This is a genomic window from Streptomyces sp. NPDC002779 (assembly GCF_042888685.1).
Lineage (GTDB): Bacteria > Actinomycetota > Actinomycetes > Streptomycetales > Streptomycetaceae > Streptomyces.
Genome location: NZ_JBIAQC010000004.1, coordinates 541,434 through 559,842, shown reverse-complemented (window position 1 = coordinate 559,842; position 18,409 = coordinate 541,434). Strand labels below are relative to the sequence as shown.

The following is an 18,409-nucleotide window of genomic DNA, read 5'->3' as shown; positions in this document are numbered from 1 at the left end:
CTGTGCGATCAGGTCGTCAGGCGGAGGCACCGTGCAGGCAGCAGTGATCGTGCGCAACAACCGATCCGTCCTCTTCAGTGCGAAGGCAGAGGTGAACCTGTGGACCGCCGTCCCCGCGACTTACGGGGGCTATTGGGAGTGCCCGTCATCGGGGGTTGGGGCGAACTCGTGGTCGGTATGCTTCGGGAAGACCCTCAGCAAGCCTAGCTCGGTGAAAGTGAATTCGGCAGGATGGCTCAACAACAATTACCTCGGCCAGTCACCGAACGTCTGAACCGGAGCCCATCGGGGGCGTGAGTCCTGCGCCGCGTGCTTGGTCACCCGCTCCTGAACCTCATCCCGACGTCTCTGGGCATCAGTTGAAGATGTCCAGGAGGTCCGCCCAGGAGCCTGTGTCGTCGGTGGGGCGGCGGCGCATCGGCAGCGGATCCGGGTAGGTCTCCGCTGCGGCCCTCGCGCGTACGAAGTCGGGCCCGCCGCACGCCGCGACCGCGAAGGCGCCGAACACCTTGGCGAAGGCGGCCGGGTCACGGAACTCCACGCCGAAGGCTCGGCCGTCCAGCAGCGGTATCCACACCACCCGGTCGAATTGGGTCCATTCCGCCACCGGTTGGTCGTCCGCCGTTGACCGGCCCTCCAACCACAGCCGCGCCACGTGCAGCAGGTTCACCTTCTCCATCGGCAACCGCTTCCGCAATACCCGCAGTTCACGTGCCGTCAGCTCGACGCGCTGGTCCTTCTGCGGGTACCAGACGACACCGATCCCGAACGGCACCCACAGCAGGATTCCGATCAGCGGCCAGACCAAAGCGTCGCCCCACGACCGAACCAGCCCGCCGTCCAGCAGGTACACGACGCCGAAGACCAGGACCCACTTCGCCGTCATCCGCCAGAATCCGCTGCCCTGCCGGTACAGGACCCGCCGCTTCCCCGTCATCGCCATGACCGCACGTTATCGGCCTCGCCCGGCAGCTCACATGCCGGGCACCCGACCCATTGAGGGCGCTCAACCCCGCTGGGCGAGTGGGCATGCCTCACCCTGGTTCGACGGGAAGCCACAGCTCGCAGGTCGCCGTGCTGAAATCGTCCGCCCGGTCGAGGATCGCGACGATTGAGGGCCCCGGCCGCAGCCGCCACGGGTTGGAGGGGAACCATTCCGTCGCGGTCGCGGCCCACGTCGTCTGCAGGGCTTGCGGATGCGGTCCGCTGATACGGAAGACCGCCCACATGCCCGCTGTTACCTCGATGGCGTCGAGTCCGTCCGGCACCGGCGTGTCCCGGCTGAGGGCAACTCCGTGCAGGTAGGTCAGCTCGGTGCCCTCCCTGCCGTCGGGATCGACGTCGTCGCTGACCTGCAGCAATCCCGCGGGTTCGGTGTCGCTGAGAGACTTGAGTCGCAGATGCTCCTCCTGCGGCAGCGCGGCGATGTGCTCCTGGATGTGCGGGTTGATGCCCTCATGGATGAGCGGAACGCGGGTTGCGTGTCCGACCAGCCGGAATGCGGGGCGGTCTACGAGACGGGTGTCCATGGGGGTGCTCCCTTCGACGGTCAGGCGGAACCTGAGCAGCGGTTGTGTGCGCAAGGGGCCTCCATCACGGCGTACGTCACTGGGGCCGGCGCCGTGGACCGCGCGGAACGCTCGTCCGAACGCCTCACTCGATCCGTATCCGTACCGGACGGCGATGCCCAGCAGATCCCCCTCACCCCGGACGACGTCGGCGGCGGCAACGGTCATGCGGCGCCGCCGCACGTACTCCGACAGCGGCATGCCGGCCAGTGACGAGAACATCCGACGCAGGTGGTACTCGGTGGTACCGAGCGACCCGGCCAGCCCGTCGACGTCAAGCTCCTCGGCGAGATGCTCCTCGACAAGGTCCACAAGCTGGTTGAGTGCCGAGATCATGAGGCCTCCTTTCGACTCCAACCCTGGCAGCAGACGCCCCGCCGCTGCCCGATCGCTGTGGTCCGATCCGATCATGCGCCTGACGCTGCGCGCAGTCCCCGACACAGGCACAACCCGTCATGGTCCGAGCCGAGGGCGGGGAGTCACCGGCCTCGTGCGATCCAGGTCGCGAGGTGCGGGGCCTCGTCGCCGATCGTGGTGTCCGCGCCGTGCCCGGTGCGGACCGTCGTGGTGGCGGGCAGCACCAGCAGGCGGTCGCGTATCGACCGGATGATGGTGGGGAAGTCCGAGTACGACCGCCCCGTCGCCCCCGGGCCGCCCGCGAACAGGGTGTCGCCGGTGAAGACGGTGGCGAGCTCCGGAAGATGGAGGCAGATGGCTCCCGGGGTGTGTCCCGGGGTGTGCAGCACACGCAGTCGCGTGCCGGCCACCTGAAGGCGCTGGTTGTCGGAGAGGTAGCCGTCGGGGTCGCGGTCCGGGTGGGTGTGCTTCCACAGCAGCCGGTCGTCCAGGTGCAGCAGGATCGGTGCGCCGGTGGCCGCGGCCAGCGCCGGGGCCGCGTTGACGTGGTCGTTGTGGGCGTGGGTGCACACGATGGCGGTCAGCTGCCGGTCGCCCACGGCCTCCGCGACGGCGTCGGCATCGTGGGCGGCGTCGATGACCACCGCTTGCCGGTCGTCGCCGACGATCCAGACGTTGTTGTCCACGTTCCAGGTGCCGCCGTCCAGCGTGAAGACGCCCGAGGTCACGACACGTTCGATGCGTACGCCGGTCATCAGAGGATCACCACCGAGCGCAGGACGTCGCCCTTGTGCATACGGGCGAAGGCGTCCTCCACCTCGTCCAGCGCGATGGTCTCGCTGACGTAGGCGTCCAGGTCCAGGCGGCCTTGGAGGTAGAGGTCGATGAGCATGGGGAAGTCGCGGGACGGCAGGCAGTCGCCGTACCAGGAGGACTTCAGCGCCCCGCCGCGGCCGAAGACGTCCAGCAGGGGCAGTTCGAGTCGCATCTCCGGGGTGGGCACGCCGACCAGGACGACGGTGCCGGCCAAGTCGCGGGCGTAGAACGCCTGCCGGTAGGTTTCCGGGCGGCCGACGGCCTCGATCACGAGGTCGGCGCCGAAGCCGCCGGTCAGGTCGCGGATCGCCTGGACGGGGTCGGTGGTGCGGGAGTTGACCGTGTGGGTGGCGCCCAGGGAGCTGGCAGTGGTCAGCTTACGGTCGTCGATGTCGACCGCGATGATCTTCGCCGCTCCCGCCAGGTGTGCGCCGACCACGGCCGCGTCGCCCACACCGCCGCAGCCGATGACCGCCACGGTGTCGCCTCTGCCCACGCCCCCGGTGTTGATCGCGGCACCGATGCCCGCCATGACTCCGCAACCGAGGAGCCCCGCGGCCGCCGGGGATGCTGCCGGGTCGACCTTGGTGCACTGCCCGGCGGCGACGAGTGTCTTCTCGGCGAAGGCACCGATACCGAGGGCCGGTGAGAGCTCCGTGCCGTCGGTGAGTGTCATCTTCTGCCGTGCGTTGTGGGTGTCGAAGCAATACTGCGGCCGCCCGCGCCGACAGGCCCGGCAACGTCCGCACACCGCACGCCAGTTGAGGATGACGAAGTCACCCGGGGCCACGTCGGTCACGTCGGGTCCGACCTGCTCGACGACACCGGCCGCCTCGTGGCCGAGGAGGAAGGGGAAGTCGTCGTTGATGCCACCTTCCCGGTAGTGCAGGTCGGTGTGGCAGACGCCGCACGCCTGCACCTTCACCACCGCCTCCCCCGGGCCGGGGTCGGGTACGACGACCGTCTCTACGCGTACCGGTTCGCCCTTGGCGCGGGCGACGACACCGCGTACGTGCTGGGGCATGGGGAAGGTCCCTTCTTTCGTTTGGTGCTGCCGGGGTGAGCGTCTGGACCGGTGGTCAGTTCGCCGGAAGGATGCGCACGGGAAGTGAGGCCCAGGAGCGCAGGGTGTTGTTGAGGTGACGGCGTGGTGGCCCGACGAGTTCGAGATGCTCGACTCGGTGGGCGAGGGCGGTCAGCAGGGACTCGGCCTCCAGACGTGCGACGTGCTGGCCGACACACTGGTGGATGCCCATGCCGAAGCCGACGTGACCCGAGGGGTCGCGGGTGAGGTCGAAGCGGTCGGGGTCACTCCAGCGCTCCGGGTCACGGTTCGCGGCGCCCAGGAACATCAGGATCTTGCCGCCCTCGGGGATACGGGTACCGGCGATGTCGACATGGCGGGTGGCGGTGCGGAAAAACGTCTGCACCGGCGACTGCCAGCGCACCGCCTCGTCGAACGCCACCCGCACCAGCTCCGGACGGGCGCGCAGCCGCTGCCACTCCTCCGGATGCGTGGCGAAGGCGTACAGCGCCGCCGCCAGTCCGTGCACGGTGGTGTCGACGCCGGCGGTGAGCAGGGAGCGCACCACCAGTGGCGCCTGCGCGTGGGTGAGGTCGCCGCGGTCGGCGGCGGCCCAGATCCGGGCGCCGAAGCCATCGTCGGTCAGCGCCTCGCGGGTGCACTGGGCGTTCACCCAGGCCGACAGTTCGCCCACCCGGTGCGCGTCGGCTTCCACGAGGGCGTTGCGCGGTCCGAAGGCGTTGAAGGCCATGTTGCCGTAGGGCAGGAGATTCTCCCGCCCGTCGGGGCGGATACCGACGGCGTCCGGGAAGACCCGCAGGGGGAACGCCTTCGCCAAGGCTTCGAAGGCGTCGAACTCCCGTCCCTGGTCGGCCAGTACCGTGTCGACGAGTTCCTCGGCGGACGCCTGCCACGACTCACGCAGCCGACGCAAAGCGAGCGGGGCGAGGATCTCGCGCAGGACGCGGCGTGGCGCGTCATGGTGGGGTGGGTCGGCCTCCAGCAGCAGGCTCGGCGGGCGCCACGGCTTCTCGTGCCGGAAGTTGGCCAGGCCGACACCGGCGCCGGACTGGAAGGTCTGCCAGTCGACGAGCGCGGCATGCACTTCCTGGTATCGGGCGAGGGCGTGGACGTCGTAGCGGGACAGGCGGACGACGGGACCGGCTTCGCGCACGTGCCGGTGGAGCGGTTCGGGGTGTGCCAGGTGCTCGGGGGCGAACGGGTCGGCGTCGCTGACCGGGGGCGATGCGGGAACGGTCATGGCGGCTCCATGTTCGTTTCGTGGAAAGCGGTGCGGGGCTTGGATGTTCGTGCCAAACGGGCTCGGGAATCCGGCAGCGCGCGGCTCAGGTCGACCGCCGGTTCCGGAGCGGTTCAGTCGGCCGCCGGTTCCGGACGCTCAGAGGTCCAGGACGAGGCGGTCAGAGTGCGAGCGGGACACACAGGGCAGCATGCAGTCGCCTGCCGCGCGTTCGTGGTCTGCCAGGACCGCGTCGCGGTGGTCGGGGATTCCGTCCAGTACCGGGACGAGACAGGTGCCGCAGGTGCCCTGCCCGCAGGAGGACAGCACCTCGGCGCCGGCCCCGCGGACGGCGTGCAGTACGGAGACCTCCGGGGTGACGGTGAGTGTACGGCCGGTGCGCCGCAGCTCCACCTCGAAGGGCGTCCGGCGTACGGGCTCGGACCGGTCGGCGGCGGTGAACCGTTCCGTGCGCAGGCTGTGTTCGGGCCAGTGGGCGCACGCTTCCTGGACGGCGGCCAGGAGAGGGGCCGGTCCGCAGCAGTAGACCTTGGTCCCGGGCAGGGGTTCGCTCAGCCACCCGGCCAGGTCGAGCAAGCCGTACTCGTCCTGGGGGCTGATCTGCACGCGCTCGCCGTGGGTGTGGGTGAGGACCGCGCGGAACGCCATCGAGGCGCGGGTGCGGCCGCCGTACAGCAACTGCCAGTCGGCTTGGACCAGTTCGGCTTGCTGGATCATCGGCAGCAGGGGCGTGATGCCGATGCCGCCCGCGATGAACAGGTAGCGGTCGGCCGGCACGAGCGGGAAGTGGTTGTGCGCCCCGCCGACGCCCACCCGGTCACCGGGCATCAGCCGGTCGTGCACGTAGACCGATCCCCCGCGTCCGGCCGCCTCGCGCAGGACGGCGATGCGGTAGGTGTACGGGTCCCAGCGGTCGCCGCACAGGGAGTACTGCCGTGTCGTCCCGTTCGGCAGCACCAGATCGATGTGGGATCCGGGTGTCCAGTCCGGCAGCCGCACACCGTCGGGGTGGTCCAGGGTGAGGGACACCACGCCGTCCGCGACGACGTCCTTGGCTCGGACCCGCAAGGACAGGGTGGGCAGCAGGTTGTGTACGACCACGTTGTCGCCTCCCGTCTGTGGAATGCAGGAAGGATGCGCGTGGCCGGTGTCGCGGAGCGAGGGCATTCTCATTGAGTGAGAGACGAATCGTAGAGGTCACACAGCGCCAGCAGCGATCGGCCGAGTCTGCGCACATACGCCACAGCGTCATGCGGCAGCACTCCGGGGCCGGTGTTCAGTTTGGTGCGGGCTTCGCGGACGGATACGAGCGCGCAGTAGCGCGGTATGTCGTCATCGGGTAGCCGCTCGGCGGCCTGTTCGACGTCGGGGATGATCAGCTGCAGGTGGCCGCGCAGCATGCCGGTCAGCATCTCCGGCGCGGACCGATCGGTAGGAGTCACATCGGGTGAAAGTACCTCGGCGACACTCGCGCGCATCGTGAGGGCATCCACCGGTGCCGGGCTCGGGGCTCCACGACTCCCGGTGGCGTTCACGACGCGTCCTCGCCGTCCTCGTCGGCCAGGCAGACACCCACCATCACCAGCCCCAGCACGTCCGACACGGCGCACAGCTGGCCGGGCCGCTTCATCGGCACCGCCCAATACGACGCCAGCGTGCCCTCGTCCAACTCCGTGAGAGCGGGGTGAGGGACGCCGAGGTAGGTGCCCTCCCCCAGGCATGTCGAAGTACTCCCATACCGCGCCCCAGAAGCCTTCCAGGTCGGTGACCGACCAGCGGTGCAGGGCGGCGTAGTCGGTGCCGTTTTGTCCGGTGCTGCGGGCGAAGTCCATGATGCGGCTGGCCGCGACGACCTGCGGGTCGGGGGTCATGAAGGGGGCCGGCCTGGTCATCGTGTGGTGCTCCTCAGCAGGCTTTGCTCGACGGTGTGTCGGGGTGGGAGAGGGCTGCGGGTGGTGTGCAGCAGGGCCGCCCAGGTGGCAGTGTCGGTGAAGTCGCGGTCGCCGGCCGGGACGACGTCCATGACGACGCGGTCGGGGCGCAGCAGGACGGCCTCCGCCCGGCCACCGCGCAGCCAGGCTGTGAGCGTGCCGTCGTCGGCGAGGTCGGGCACGGGGATCGCCCGGATGCCGAGCGCATGGGCGAGGGCGTTCAGTGCGGGCCAGGGTCGGGTGGCGGTCAGGATGGTGAAGGAGTCGCCGAGCAGCTCGTCGACGCGGGTACGCCGTCCGGCGGCGGTGATCCACGGTTGCGGGCAATGGGTACCCGCCAGGCCCCTGCGGAGACCGCGTCGGACGAGGGGTCCGGCGGTCAGGGGCGGGCTGAGGTCGGGGCCGGCCAGCTCCGTCAAGCCGGGTATGCGGCAGGCCGCGGCCAGGAGTCTGCGGCGCAGTGGGGCGGCGCCGTCCTGGCCGCCGGTCATGGTCCAGCCCATGGCGACCGCGAGGCGTATCACGTGACGGGCGTGCGGTTTGCGTTCGCTCTCGTAGGTGTCCAGCAGCTGCTCCTCGCCGCCCCGGCGCAGGACGTGGGCGAGCTTCCAGGTGAGGTTGTAGGCGTCGCGCAGGCCCGAGCACAGACCTTGTCCGATGAACGGCGGGGAGAGGTGGGCGGCGTCACCGAGGAGGAAGACGCGTCCGCTGCACCAGCGGTCGGCTATGCGTGCCTTGAAGGTGTACTGGGTCTCGCGGACGATCTCGAAGTCTCCGTCGTAGGAGGGTGGCAGCCAGGGGGCGACCAGCTCGCGGACCGGCTCGTCGCGGTCCGTCAGGCGGAATTCCCAGCGGTAACGGTCCTCTCCGACGCGCATGAAGGTTGCCGGGCGGTGCGGGTCGCAGACCTGGTCGACGCCCTCCCAGCAGCGGACGTCGGCGTTCGTGCGGACGTCGACGACTGTCCAGCGTTCCTCGAAACGCAGGTCCTCCCATACGGCGCCGATGGCGTCGCGGGTGAGGCTGTTCGCTCCGTCACAGCCCAGGACCGCCTCGGCCCACAACTGGTGTTCTCCGTCGGCGTCGCGGTAGGTGACGCGGACGGGGCCGGCAGCGTCCGGGGTGACGCAGGTGACCTCCGCGCCGCCGCGCAGTTCGCACTCCGGGTTCCGGGCGAGGGCCTCGCGCAGCAGTCGCTCCAGCTCGGGCTGGTCGAACATGCTCGTCTGCGGGTAGCCGTGACGGCCGTGCCCGGTGCGGCGGAACTCGGCCATCACCCGGTGCCGGGCGTCCAGCAGCCGCAGGCCGTTCGCGGGGCGGGCGATCGCGGCGAACTCCTCCCCCACGCCCGCCGCTTGGAGGATCCTGCGGACTTCGTCGTCGGCGGCGACGGCGCGCGGGAGCGGGTAGACGTCCCGGTGGCGTTCCAGGAGGACGGTGCGGATTCCGCGCCGGGCGAGGAGGAGGGCGGCGGTCACGCCCACGGGTCCGGCACCGACGATGACCACGGGCACGTGCGGTGGGGTGCGGCTCACCTCGGGTCCCTACTTCGCGTCCGTGACGGGGGTGTTCTGCTCGCCGAGGTCGATGCGGCCGTCCGGGGTCGCGATGGTCGCGGTGATCACGTCACCGGTATGCAGGTAATGCGGGTTCTTCGCCTGGGATTTGAAGAACGCCTTCCATTTCATGGCGGGCGGCAGCAGCGCGCCGACCTTCTCGACCGGCTTCGGCGGGGCCTTGAGAGCCGTGCCGCCAGGGGTGCCGGTCAGCAGCAGGTCGCCGGGGTCCAGAGTCTGGAAGCGGGCCAGCAGGGTCAGGGCCTGGGCCGGGCGGACGATCATGTCGGCGAGGGTGCGGTCCTGGCGCAGCTCGCCGTTGACCGACAACCGCAGCCTCAGGTCCAGCAGATGGGCGAAGTCCTCCGGCTCCAGCAGGGCGAGGTAGGGGCCGGTCGGTGTGAAGGTGGGGTAGGACTTGCTCTCGTAGAACTGCGTCTTGGTCAGCTGGACGTCGCGGGCGCTGACGTCGTTGGTGACGACGAGTCCGGCGACGTACGAGGGCAGGTCCCGCTCCTCGACCGTGGTACCGATCGGCAGGGTGGCGCCCATGACGAGCCCGAGTTCGATCTCGTAGTCGAGGAGCCGCACGTGGGAGGGCCGGACGACGGCGTCGCCGGGGCCGCTGACCGAGCCGGACGCCTTACGGAAGAAGGTGGGCGGGATGCCGCCCGTGAAGCCCGAATCGCGGGCGTGACTGCGGTAGTTGACCATCTGAGCGACCACGCGGCAGGGGGTGGTGACCGGCGAGAGGGCGACGAGGCCGGCGACGGGGGTGCCCGTGTCGGCCGAGCGTGCCGCCTCTCGTACGGCCTGACGGCCGGCGATCAGCTCGGCGGTGGTGGCGGCCGCGGTGGCGACGCGGAGGGCCCGGTCGTCGCGGACGACCCACCATCCGGCGGTCGTGCGCAGGACGTTGGTGCTCATGTCAGTGCCTTCGTGAGGGGGTTGAGGGTTCAGGACTTGGTGGCCTTGAGCAGGCCCAGCAGGCGCGCCGGGTCCATTTCGTTGTCGCCGCGCAGGGCCTGGACGACGTCGCGGACCCGCCGCGGGGAAGGGCTCGCGCCGAGGAAGTCCCGGGTGGCCGGCGGACCCCACTGGGCCAGGCCGCTGGTCGACATGGGCGCCCAGCCGGGCTCGACGTCGCTGCAGAACAGGTCGCCGTCGGCGAAGTGCTCCAGCATGAAGCGGTCGGGGTCACGCCAGTAGTCGAAGAGCTGGCTGCCCTGGATGTGCCGGCCGATGCCCCAACTGCGCCGGTAGCCGCGCTCCTTGAGGTATTCGCCACCGGCGGCGATCGAGTCCAGGTCGGTGACCTGGTAGGCGGAGTGGACGTAGCCGGTCCCCGGCCCCAGGTGCATCGCCAGCGTGTGATGGTCGGCCGGCACGCCACCGAGGTCGCAGCGGATGAACGCCATCGTCGGGCCGCGGTCGCGCTGCCCGTCCAGGAAAAGGAAGTCGGACACGATCATCCCCAGCGTGTCCAGATACCAGTTCAGGGCCCGGCCGAACACCCGGGTCTCCAGGACGACATGGCCCAGCCGCTGGATCCAGGACGGCTCACGGGGCGGGCGCTGCGGGGCGTTCGTACGGCGGTGATCCGTGCCGAAGTTGAGCCGCAGCGGCCGCTGCTCGGGCAGCGCCGGAAGCGGCTCGCCGCAGTGCACCACCCGCACCGGGAAACCGGACGGATCGAGCAGGTCGACCGCCTTGCCGCCGCCGGGCACGTCCGCCTCCCGGACAGCGGATCCGGTGGCTCGCACAAGCCGCTCCAGGTCGGCACGCTCCGCCGCGCGGAACGCCGGGCCGATGAAACGGGACGTGCGCCCGCGCCGGATCACCATGCACGGCGAGCCGGCGAAGGTGCCGCGCAGCCACAGGTCGCTGTCGGTGCGGGCGGCGACCTGGAAGCCGAAGTCCCGGGCGAACACCTCGGCCCGCTCCAGGTCCGGCTTCTCGAACTCCAGCCAGGCCAGGTCCGCCACCTTGATCACGGGGTTCCGGGAGCGGCCGGGATGCTCGCCGCGCTGGGCTCCTTGTTCGCTGTGCAGGTCCTGGTGGGCCGTTTTGACATCGGCCCCCTGGACGCGGGGTTCAGACATGGTGCCTCCGAGCGACATCGCCGTAGTGATGAAATCATCAACTCTGACAGTTGCGTCGTCAAGGCGTTACCGACAGGAAATGATGGATTCATCAGAACTGCTGTCCGCATCGCCGCCGCGGCTAGACTGTGCGCATGTCTACGTCAGCCCCGCCCAACCGGTTCGAGCGGCGCCGCGCCGAGACCCGTGGCGCGCTCCTTCGGGCCGCCCGGCAGATCCTCGCCGAGACCGGGGACACCGGCGCCAGCATCCAGGCCATCGCCGAGCGCGCCGACGTCGGCTTCGGCTCCTTCTACAACCACTTCGCATCGAAGACCGAGCTGTTCGAGGCGGCCGTGGTGGACGCCCTGGAGGAGTTCGGCCAGAGCTTCGACGAGCGCCTGAGGGGCATCGACGACCCGGCGGAACTCGTCGCGGCGGGCTTCCGGCTCAGCGCCCGCATGGCCGACTCCCACCCCGAACTGATGCAGGTCCTGCGCCGCCGCGGCCTCGGTCACATCCACTCGGACAACGGCCTGGCCCGACGCGCACGGCGGGACATCGACGTCGGCACGGCTTCCGGCCGCTTCACCATCGCCGACCCGGCGGTCGCCCTGTCCGCACTGGGCGGAACCCTGCTGTCCCTGGTGGAACTGCGCTTCACCCGCCCCGACCTGGACGGCGACGAGGCCGCGGTGAACCTGGCCGAGATGGTCCTGCGCATGCTCGGCGTCCCCCCGGACGACGCCTACGAGGTCGCCCGGCGCCCCCTTCCCGGGCCCGCCTGACCGGCCGCCGCCGCAGACGAAAGGAACCCCGGCCGCCGCACGGCCGGGGTTCCTCGGAGCAGCGGGAAGGTCAGCGCCGCAGGGTGAGGACACCCGGCCGCCACGGCAGCCGGTTGTAGTCGCCGCCCGCCGTCGGGGACATGCCCTGGTAGAGGAACTGCAGATTGCAGGGGTCGATGGTCATGGTCTGGTCGGGGTTGTTGCGGACCAGGTCACCGTGGCTGATGTCGTTGGTCCAGGTGGCGCCGCTGTTGGCCTTGCCCGCGAAGGGGTTGCTCTCGCTCGCGGCCTGCGGGGTCCAGGTGCCGCTCAGGCTGGAGGCCGTGAAGGAACGGAAGTAGCGTCCGTTCGCGCCCATCGCCTCGACGATCATCAGGTACTGGTTCTGGCCCTGCACCTTGTAGACCTGGACGCCCTCGAACAGGTTGGCCTTCGTGTCGCTCATGATCGTCGTGTACGACGAGCCGAAGCTGCCCGGGAAGTTCCCGATGGGCATGCTCGCGCGGTAGATCTTGCCGTTGTCACCGGCGAAGAACAGGTACATGTTCTGGCCGTCGGCGATCAAGGTCTGGTCGATCGGGCCGGTGTCGGAGCCGGAGATGCTCCCGGTGAACAGCGGCTGCGGCGCGGACCAGCCGTTGGGGTTGGTGGGGTCGCTCGACGTGCGGTAGATGAAGGGCCACGCACCCCATTGGTAGGCCAGCACCCAGATGTTCTTCGGTGCGAAGTAGAACAGCGTGGGCGCCACCGCGGCCTGGCTCATCCCGGTCTGACCGGCTGATGCCATGTCCGACCAGTTGGTGAAGGGGCTGAACATCATCGAGCCGTACGACGATCCCGAGAAGTTGGACGCGTAGACCAGGTGCTTGCCGTTGTGCGTCACGGTGGTGAAGTCCTTGACCGCGGCCCACCCGTGCGCGGGCTGCGCCAGCACACCCGTCGACGTCCACCGGTAGGTCGACGGAAGAGCGCAGGTGCCGTCCGGCGGCGTGCCGGTCAGGCCGGTCCACTTCTGGTTGCTGCCGCCGTTGCACGTCCCGATCTGCACCGCCGTGCCGTTGGCCGTCCCGGCGCCCGCCGCTTCCAGGCACAACCCGGACTGGACTCCGACGACCGTGCCGTCGGCATTGAGCCGCCACTGCTGGTTCGCGCCGCCGGAACAGGTCCAGATCTGCACCCGGGTACCGGGCGTGGTGGCATGCCCCGGAACGTCCAGGCACATGGTGCCGTACACGGTGAGCTGGTTGCTGTCCGTCGACGTCCACTGCTGGTTGGACCCGTTCCAGCAGTCGTAGATCTGCAGGGACGTGCCGTTGGCCTGGCCGGCGCCCTGCACGTCGAGGCACCGGTTCGAGCCGACACCGCGTAGGGGGCCGCTGCTGGCCGCCTGCGCCGGGGTGGCGACGAGCATCGCCGCCAGCGCGGCGAGGACCGCAACCGCGGCAGCGAGCACCCCACCTGGGTGCCTGGCGCTGAAACTTCCTCTGCGCATAGGGACTTCCCAATCTTGAGTAGGCGGTTCCGGTCGGTCCGGACTGTCGGAGGGTCGATGTCCTGTGCATGACATACGGGCACGACGACTCCGGGAATGTTCGCAATATCGAACGACTGTCGGGGGGTCGAGCAACTGAATACTAGGGAGCGAGTGAACGGCGTCAATACCTCTCGCAAGAGTCGCTGCAGCAGCCGAAATATTCGGAAGTTCGATGGAACCTCGACCCTCGGCGTTTTGGCCACCGCGGTGCAGTGCCTTGCTCCATGTGCGGCAAGGGCCGGTGCATCGCGCAAGCTCCGCCGCCCGCTCCACCGCAGGGTTCACGGTCCGTCCGAAACACAGGTGTTCGAAAACCTGGCGGAGTCGTTGAGCCTCGTAAAGCAGCTGCGACTGAGGGGGAACTACGTTGAGCTCGGCCGAGACCCACAAGCAGCAGGACACCGCACCACCGTTTCCTCCGCCGACGGAGATCACCTACAGCGGGCAGTACTCCGTCAACCCGCTGGCCGAGGTGTCGTTCCGGCGGATGTGCGCGCAGATCCCCAAGGTGCTGCGCAGGATCGCCCGGCTGTCATGGCGGACCGACCGGCGGGCAGTGCAGCTGCTGTTGGGCTGCCAGGTGCTGACCGGCGTCTCGGCAGCCGTCCTGCTGACCGCGACCGCCGAGGCCATGCAACCGATCCTCTCCGACGACGCCGTCGCCGACCGGCTGCGTAGTGCCCTGCCCGCACTCCTGGTGGTGGCCCTGGCGGCCGCGCTCGGCCGGGCCGTCGGCTCGGTGGCCATGTACGCCGAGCGGCGGATCACTCCCCGGCTGGCCACGGAGACGGACAGCGCCCTGGTCGAGGCGGTGTGCCGGGTCGAGGCCGCCGCGTATGCCGTGGACGGCTTCTCGGATCGGCAGGAGGCCGCCGAAATGGGGACGATCCGCACGCTGGTGATGGTCAGCGATGCCCAGTACTTCATGTCGGCACTGATCCGCATGATCACCGCCGGCAGCGTTCTGTCGGTGCTGAACGTGCTGATGCTGCCGCTGCTGTTGCTCGCCGTGCTCCCGGCCGGCGTCGGTGCCGTGCTCACCGCCCGGGTGGACTACGAGACCCACTACGCCAATGTGGCCGACCGCAACGTCCGCGGCATGATGCGCTGGTGGGCCACCACATCGAGGTACGGCGACGAGGTCCGCGCCAACTCGATGACGGACTACTTGATCTACTGGTACCGCGCCCTGTCCGACCGCTGCGACCGCCGTACCCTCGCCGCCGCGCCGCGCACCTTGCGGATCTCTCTGCTGTCCTCGCTGGCCGGCGGCTTCTTCCTCGTCACCGTCTGGGGAGCGCTGGCCTGGCTCGCCGTGAGCGGACGTATCGACCTCGCGGTCGCCGCCACCGCTGTCGTGGCGGTACAGACCACGCTGGCCGCCCTGTCCCAGGTCGTCATCAACGGCGCCGCCGTCTTCCACACCAGCCTCTACCTCGGTGACATGCAGTCCTTCCTCGACGATGCCACGGCGCGCGCACCCAGGCGGGGTCCCGAGTCCGTGGCCGCCCCGGTCGAGGAAATCGCCCTCCACGAAGTCGTCTACCAGTACCCGGGCAAGGACAAGCCCGCGGTGGCCGGCGTGTCCCTGACGCTGCGGCGCGGCGAGATCCTCGCGATCGTCGGAGCGAACGGTTCCGGCAAGTCGACCCTCACCCGGCTGCTCACCGGGATCTACCTCCCGGACAAGGGCAGGGTGACGTGGAACGGCACGGACCTCGCCACCGTCGCCCCCGCCACGGTGTGGGCGAACACAGGCCTGGTGCCGCAGATCTTCGCGCAGTGGCCCCTGCGCGTCAGGGAGAACATCACCCTCGGCCAGCCCTGCACCCACGACGACGGACCGGTGTGGGAGGCCGTCGACGCCGTCGGCCTGCGTGAGGCCATCGACGACCTGCCCGCGGGCCTGGACACGCTGCTGGCCCGCGATGTCTTCGGCGGATCGGAACTCTCCGGCGGCCTGTGGCAGCGCGTCGCCTGTTCCCGGGCCCTGTACCGCAAGCCCGAGCTGCTGATCCTCGACGAGCCCACCTCACAGATGGACCCGCGCGGGGAACACGGCATCTTCGAACAGATCAAGGCCATCGCCGCCGACCGCATCACCATCGTGGTCACCCACCGCCTGGAGAACACCAAGATCGCGGACCACATCATCGTGATGGAACACGGCCGCATCACGGAACAGGGCAGCTACGACGACCTCGTCCACGGCGGCGGAACGTTCGCCGAGCTGCTGGAACTGTCCAAGGACCGCTGACCTGTCCGCGCAGCGGTCAGTATCCGCACTCGATCCGTGCCGTCGGAGGGGAACTACCAGCTATTCAGCGACCTCCACGCCATAGCCGCGAGCAAGATCGGCCAAACCATGGTCGTAGCCCTGCCCGACGGCACGCAGTCGCCAGCCTTGTCCTCGGCGGTAGATCTCGGCGAGAACCATGGTGCGCTCGGTGGTGGCTGCATCGAGGGTGGCTCGGACGGTCGGGGCCGCACCGATACCGCAGGTGGCGGTGATCTCGATGGCTCCGACATCCGCGAAGGTCGCGGCACCGTCGATCGCGGCGGCGATCACGACCCGTCGGATTTCCAAGGGCAAGCGCTCCAGGTCGACGGTGACGGCCTGCTCCGTCGGACCGTCCGTGGCGAGCCGTACGGTGCCGTCGGGGTGCTCGGGTGCGCCGTAGAAGACGAAGTCCTCGTCCCCTGGCACCTGTTCGTGAGCGTCGACCGTGAAAGCCACGACGTCCACCTCACAAGTGGTCCGCTGACGCCAGGTGGCGGCCACTGTCCACGCCATACCGGTGTCGGGCAGACCGATGACGCCCCCTCGGACCAAGACCCGTGCCGTGTCCGGCTGCACTTCGGCCGCGCCCTGCGCCGGTGCGGACGACTGCGCAGCTGTGGGTGCGAGGAGCCAGTTGGCGTCGTGGACACGCAGACCGAGATCAGCGATGCGGTCCATCCGCCGGTCCGCTTCGCCACCGGGCAGGACGACGACGTCGGACACGCTGGCCGAGAGGTTGACGGCCGCGGAGGCTCCTAGGGCGACCGCACGCGCCCGTGTCGCGGCAGCCTCGTCGTGGGTGCCGCCCACCACCAGGACTCTGCGCCCGGTGAGTGACAGGCCCGCCGTAACAGTGGATGGGGTAGTTGCAACAGTCCGCTGAGCCGGGACAGGGGGCGCCGGTGCAGGCAGAGGAGGCGCGCCTGCTGGCGACTGCACCGCCCGACGCGGCCCGGCGATGCCCTTGGCCTGGCCGGGCAGCACACTCTCCAGAAGCCGCACGAAGGTCGGCTCATCGACGAGCGGGACGCCTTCGTCCGCGGCGCGACGCAGCTTCCCGGACCCGGCGCTCGGGTCGTTGGTGACGACGACGCTCGTCTGACCGCTTACCGAGGTCATCATGTTCAGTCCGGCTGCCACCGAGCGGGCGACCAACTCCTCGCGGGAGAACTGGGTTTCCCCAGTGATGGCGACCTTCATACCCTGCACCAGGGACCCACCCGGTGTGAGGCGCCCCGGATTGCGGTATGGGCACGGCGTCTTGGGGACGTACGGCTTGTGGTCCTGGCGGGGCGGACACTCCAGGAGCGGCAGGGACAGCCCCAGTCGCTCGGCAGCGCCCAGGGAACAGCGCAGGATGCCGGAGAGCACTTGTACGTCGTCCCGCGCGTCGTGGGCACGCTCCTGACGCACCCCATAGTGCGCGGCGAGCGTGCCCAGCTTGAGATCAGGCGTCGCAGGCCCGACCAGACGGTTGAGTGTCAGCGTGCACAGCCGCCTGCTGACCGGCACCCAGGAACGGACGTGGGCGAACTCATGGGCCAGGAAGTCGTAGTCGAACTGCGCGTTGTGAGCCACCAGCACACGGCCACTGAGCAGGGCCCCCACCTGCGGCGCGATCTCCTCGAAGGTGGGGGCCCCGGCAAGACGGGCGGGAGTGAGACCGTGGATGTGCACCGGGCCTGGATCACAGCCCGGGTTGAGGAGGGTGACGAACTCCCCTGTCTGGTTGCCATGTGCGTCCAGCGTAAGGATCGCCAGGGACAGCACGCGGTCCTTGCCGGGTCTCAACCCGGAAGTCTCCACGTCCACCAGCGCCCATTCGTGGAAATAGTCGGGAAGGCTGGGCCACTGCGGATGCGACGACAGCAGGACCATACGAGGTTCCCCTCCCCCGGCGTGGTGGGCGGTACGCCCTCTCCACGGTGATCATCGACCGACGGAATTTTCGCACGCATCGGGCACCGTTTGGGATGGAACGCTCACAGCGTTCGGCACGACGCTCTCAGGGGGCGTTGGGGACGGCGAACAACGGCACCAAGGTGGCTTCGGAAGCAGCGATCATCAAGTCGGTGCCGACCGGCCGACGCTTCGTCGCGGTCTTCCAGAACCGGACCTTCGTCAACAAATCCTCGATCGCCCCCTGCGCCTCCGATCCAGTTCCTGAGGCCAAAGCTGAACAAGGGCCGCAAAGCCCTAGGCTCCCAGGGTGATTGAGACCATCGTGTTGGATGTCGGCGAGACGATCACCCGTGACGACCGCTATTGGGCTGCGTGGGCCGACTGGCTGAGCGTCCCCCGGCACACCCTCTCCGCCCTCGTTGGGGCGGTTGTCGCCCAAGGCCACGACAACGCCGAGGCGCTCCTGCTCGCGCGGCCGGGCATCGACATCGCCGCCGAGTACCACGCCCGCGAAGCTGCCGGCCGTGGTGAACGGCTTGAGGAGAGCGACCTGTACGACGACGTCCGCCCGGCACTGTCCGCGCTCCAGCAGGCTGGTGTACGCGTCGTCATCGCGGGAAATCAGACGCGTCGCGCGGCCGAGCTGCTGCGCAGCCTGGCGCTTCCGGCTGATCTCATCGCGACCTCGGGGGAATGGGGAGTGGCAAAACCGCAGCCGGAGTTCTTCCAGCGTGTGATGGATGTGGCGCAAGCTGCGCCGGAGCAGACCCTGTACGTCGGCGACCACCCGACGAACGATGTCTTCCCGGCGAAGGCAGCCGGCTTGCGCGTGGCACACCTGCGCCGCGGCCCGTGGGGGCACCTCTGGGCGTCCGATCCGGAGGTTGAGGCGGCGGCGGACTGGCGAATCCACAATCTGACCCAGCTCGTTGAGATCGCGCAGCTCTGACCGGAGTGACATGGCCCCATCGGCATGTGCTGGTGAGACCGTTCGTGTACAAACCCCGCCGAAACACAGATACGGTTTCGAGTGGCAAGCATTGAACTGGAGTCAGCATGCCCGCGCCGAGCAAGGGCGGAGTAGGTGCCCGGATCGCCTACTACCGAAGCGTCATGCGCCCCAAGATGACGCAGAAACATCTCGCCGACAGGGCCTGCGTCTCACTCGGCACCATCCGCAAGATCGAACGTGGTGAGCGCGGTGTCAGTGACACCACCCTGGACGCCGTTGCGGACGCCCTCGGCGTCGATCCTGCGCGCCTGCGCGCCGACCGTGGAGCGGCTCACACGCGCGTGCGTGAGGCGCTGCC

Annotated in this window: 16 protein-coding genes and 1 pseudogene; 4 read left to right on the top strand and 13 right to left on the bottom strand. The window is 69.4% G+C overall.

Annotated elements, in window-relative coordinates:
- Window positions 1–355: 355 nt before the first annotated feature.
- From ACFYW5_RS15295 to ACFYW5_RS15250, 10 genes are all read right to left on the bottom strand, one after another.
- On the bottom strand, window positions 356–943 hold the full coding sequence (locus tag ACFYW5_RS15295; RefSeq protein WP_389417439.1) for a hypothetical protein: 588 nt from the start codon (window positions 941–943) through the stop codon (window positions 356–358).
- A 91-nt stretch (window positions 944–1,034) separates the two neighbouring features.
- Window positions 1,035–1,904: a GyrI-like domain-containing protein gene (locus ACFYW5_RS15290; RefSeq protein ID WP_389417438.1), complete on the bottom strand. Its 870-nt coding sequence runs from the start codon at window positions 1,902–1,904 to the stop codon at window positions 1,035–1,037.
- Window positions 1,905–2,047: 143 nt separating this feature from the next.
- A complete protein-coding gene (locus ACFYW5_RS15285; protein ID WP_389417437.1) occupies window positions 2,048–2,680 on the bottom strand; it encodes an MBL fold metallo-hydrolase in 633 nt (210 codons plus the stop codon).
- A complete protein-coding gene (locus ACFYW5_RS15280; protein ID WP_389417436.1) occupies window positions 2,680–3,765 on the bottom strand; it encodes an S-(hydroxymethyl)mycothiol dehydrogenase in 1,086 nt (361 codons plus the stop codon). The genes ACFYW5_RS15285 and ACFYW5_RS15280 overlap by 1 nt, the downstream gene beginning before the upstream one ends.
- 55 nt (window positions 3,766–3,820) lie before the next feature.
- Entirely contained in the window at window positions 3,821–5,026 is a 1,206-nt protein-coding gene (locus ACFYW5_RS15275) for a cytochrome P450 (protein WP_389417435.1), read from the bottom strand.
- Window positions 5,027–5,164: 138 nt separating this feature from the next.
- The gene (locus ACFYW5_RS15270) at window positions 5,165–6,127 is read right to left on the bottom strand and encodes a PDR/VanB family oxidoreductase (RefSeq protein ID WP_389417434.1); all 963 of its coding nucleotides are present in this window, start codon (window positions 6,125–6,127) and stop codon (window positions 5,165–5,167) included.
- 68 nt (window positions 6,128–6,195) lie between these two features.
- Complete coding sequence (locus ACFYW5_RS15265) at window positions 6,196–6,561, bottom strand: DUF6415 family natural product biosynthesis protein (protein WP_389417484.1); 366 nt, start codon at window positions 6,559–6,561, stop codon at window positions 6,196–6,198.
- A 353-nt stretch (window positions 6,562–6,914) separates the two neighbouring features.
- Window positions 6,915–8,492 (bottom strand): bifunctional 3-(3-hydroxy-phenyl)propionate/3-hydroxycinnamic acid hydroxylase, encoded by a 1,578-nt coding sequence (locus tag ACFYW5_RS15260; RefSeq protein WP_389417433.1) that lies wholly within the window; start codon window positions 8,490–8,492, stop codon window positions 6,915–6,917.
- 9 nt (window positions 8,493–8,501) lie between these two features.
- Window positions 8,502–9,440: a fumarylacetoacetate hydrolase family protein gene (locus ACFYW5_RS15255; RefSeq protein ID WP_389417432.1), complete on the bottom strand. Its 939-nt coding sequence runs from the start codon at window positions 9,438–9,440 to the stop codon at window positions 8,502–8,504.
- Between the two features lie 29 nt (window positions 9,441–9,469).
- Complete coding sequence (locus tag ACFYW5_RS15250; RefSeq protein WP_389417431.1) at window positions 9,470–10,615, bottom strand: VOC family protein; 1,146 nt, start codon at window positions 10,613–10,615, stop codon at window positions 9,470–9,472.
- A 134-nt stretch (window positions 10,616–10,749) separates the two neighbouring features.
- Here ACFYW5_RS15250 and ACFYW5_RS15245 point away from each other — a divergent pair, with 134 nt between their 5' ends.
- Entirely contained in the window at window positions 10,750–11,382 is a 633-nt protein-coding gene (locus ACFYW5_RS15245; protein WP_389417430.1) for a TetR/AcrR family transcriptional regulator, read from the top strand.
- Between the two features lie 70 nt (window positions 11,383–11,452).
- On the opposite strand, the gene ACFYW5_RS15240 is transcribed toward ACFYW5_RS15245, so the two are convergent.
- Window positions 11,453–12,874 (bottom strand): non-reducing end alpha-L-arabinofuranosidase family hydrolase, encoded by a 1,422-nt coding sequence (locus ACFYW5_RS15240; RefSeq protein WP_389417429.1) that lies wholly within the window; start codon window positions 12,872–12,874, stop codon window positions 11,453–11,455.
- A gap of 409 nt (window positions 12,875–13,283) precedes the next feature.
- Between ACFYW5_RS15240 and ACFYW5_RS15235 the strand changes: the two genes are divergently transcribed.
- On the top strand, window positions 13,284–15,173 hold the full coding sequence (locus ACFYW5_RS15235) for an ATP-binding cassette domain-containing protein (protein ID WP_389417428.1): 1,890 nt from the start codon (window positions 13,284–13,286) through the stop codon (window positions 15,171–15,173).
- A gap of 60 nt (window positions 15,174–15,233) precedes the next feature.
- Here the strand turns inward: ACFYW5_RS15235 and ACFYW5_RS15230 are convergent, their stop codons facing one another.
- Complete coding sequence (locus tag ACFYW5_RS15230) at window positions 15,234–17,075, bottom strand: TerD family protein (protein ID WP_389417427.1); 1,842 nt, start codon at window positions 17,073–17,075, stop codon at window positions 15,234–15,236.
- Window positions 17,076–17,406: 331 nt separating this feature from the next.
- On the opposite strand from ACFYW5_RS15230, the gene ACFYW5_RS15225 reads away from it, so the two are divergent.
- Entirely contained in the window at window positions 17,407–18,048 is a 642-nt protein-coding gene (locus ACFYW5_RS15225) for an HAD family hydrolase (RefSeq protein WP_389417426.1), read from the top strand.
- Between the two features lie 107 nt (window positions 18,049–18,155).
- Window positions 18,156–18,305, top strand: a pseudogene (locus tag ACFYW5_RS15220) (helix-turn-helix domain-containing protein); the annotation flags it as partial.
- On the opposite strand, the gene ACFYW5_RS15215 reads toward ACFYW5_RS15220, so the two are convergent.
- A complete protein-coding gene (locus tag ACFYW5_RS15215; protein ID WP_389417490.1) occupies window positions 18,261–18,386 on the bottom strand; it encodes a hypothetical protein in 126 nt (41 codons plus the stop codon). The pseudogene ACFYW5_RS15220 and the gene ACFYW5_RS15215 overlap by 45 nt on opposite strands.
- Window positions 18,387–18,409 lie beyond the last annotated feature (23 nt).

Coding starts and splice junctions, on each gene's coding strand:
- ACFYW5_RS15280 (WP_389417436.1), bottom strand. CDS start 3,765: ATGCCCCAGCACGTACGCGGTGTCGTCGCCCGCGCCAAGGGCGAACCG.
- ACFYW5_RS15230 (WP_389417427.1), bottom strand. CDS start 17,075: ATGGTCCTGCTGTCGTCGCATCCGCAGTGGCCCAGCCTTCCCGACTAT.
- ACFYW5_RS15275 (WP_389417435.1), bottom strand. CDS start 5,026: ATGACCGTTCCCGCATCGCCCCCGGTCAGCGACGCCGACCCGTTCGCC.
- ACFYW5_RS15255 (WP_389417432.1), bottom strand. CDS start 9,440: ATGAGCACCAACGTCCTGCGCACGACCGCCGGATGGTGGGTCGTCCGC.
- ACFYW5_RS15295 (WP_389417439.1), bottom strand. CDS start 943: ATGGCGATGACGGGGAAGCGGCGGGTCCTGTACCGGCAGGGCAGCGGA.
- ACFYW5_RS15240 (WP_389417429.1), bottom strand. CDS start 12,874: ATGCGCAGAGGAAGTTTCAGCGCCAGGCACCCAGGTGGGGTGCTCGCT.
- ACFYW5_RS15250 (WP_389417431.1), bottom strand. CDS start 10,615: ATGTCTGAACCCCGCGTCCAGGGGGCCGATGTCAAAACGGCCCACCAG.
- ACFYW5_RS15285 (WP_389417437.1), bottom strand. CDS start 2,680: ATGACCGGCGTACGCATCGAACGTGTCGTGACCTCGGGCGTCTTCACG.
- ACFYW5_RS15245 (WP_389417430.1), top strand. CDS start 10,750: ATGTCTACGTCAGCCCCGCCCAACCGGTTCGAGCGGCGCCGCGCCGAG.
- ACFYW5_RS15290 (WP_389417438.1), bottom strand. CDS start 1,904: ATGATCTCGGCACTCAACCAGCTTGTGGACCTTGTCGAGGAGCATCTC.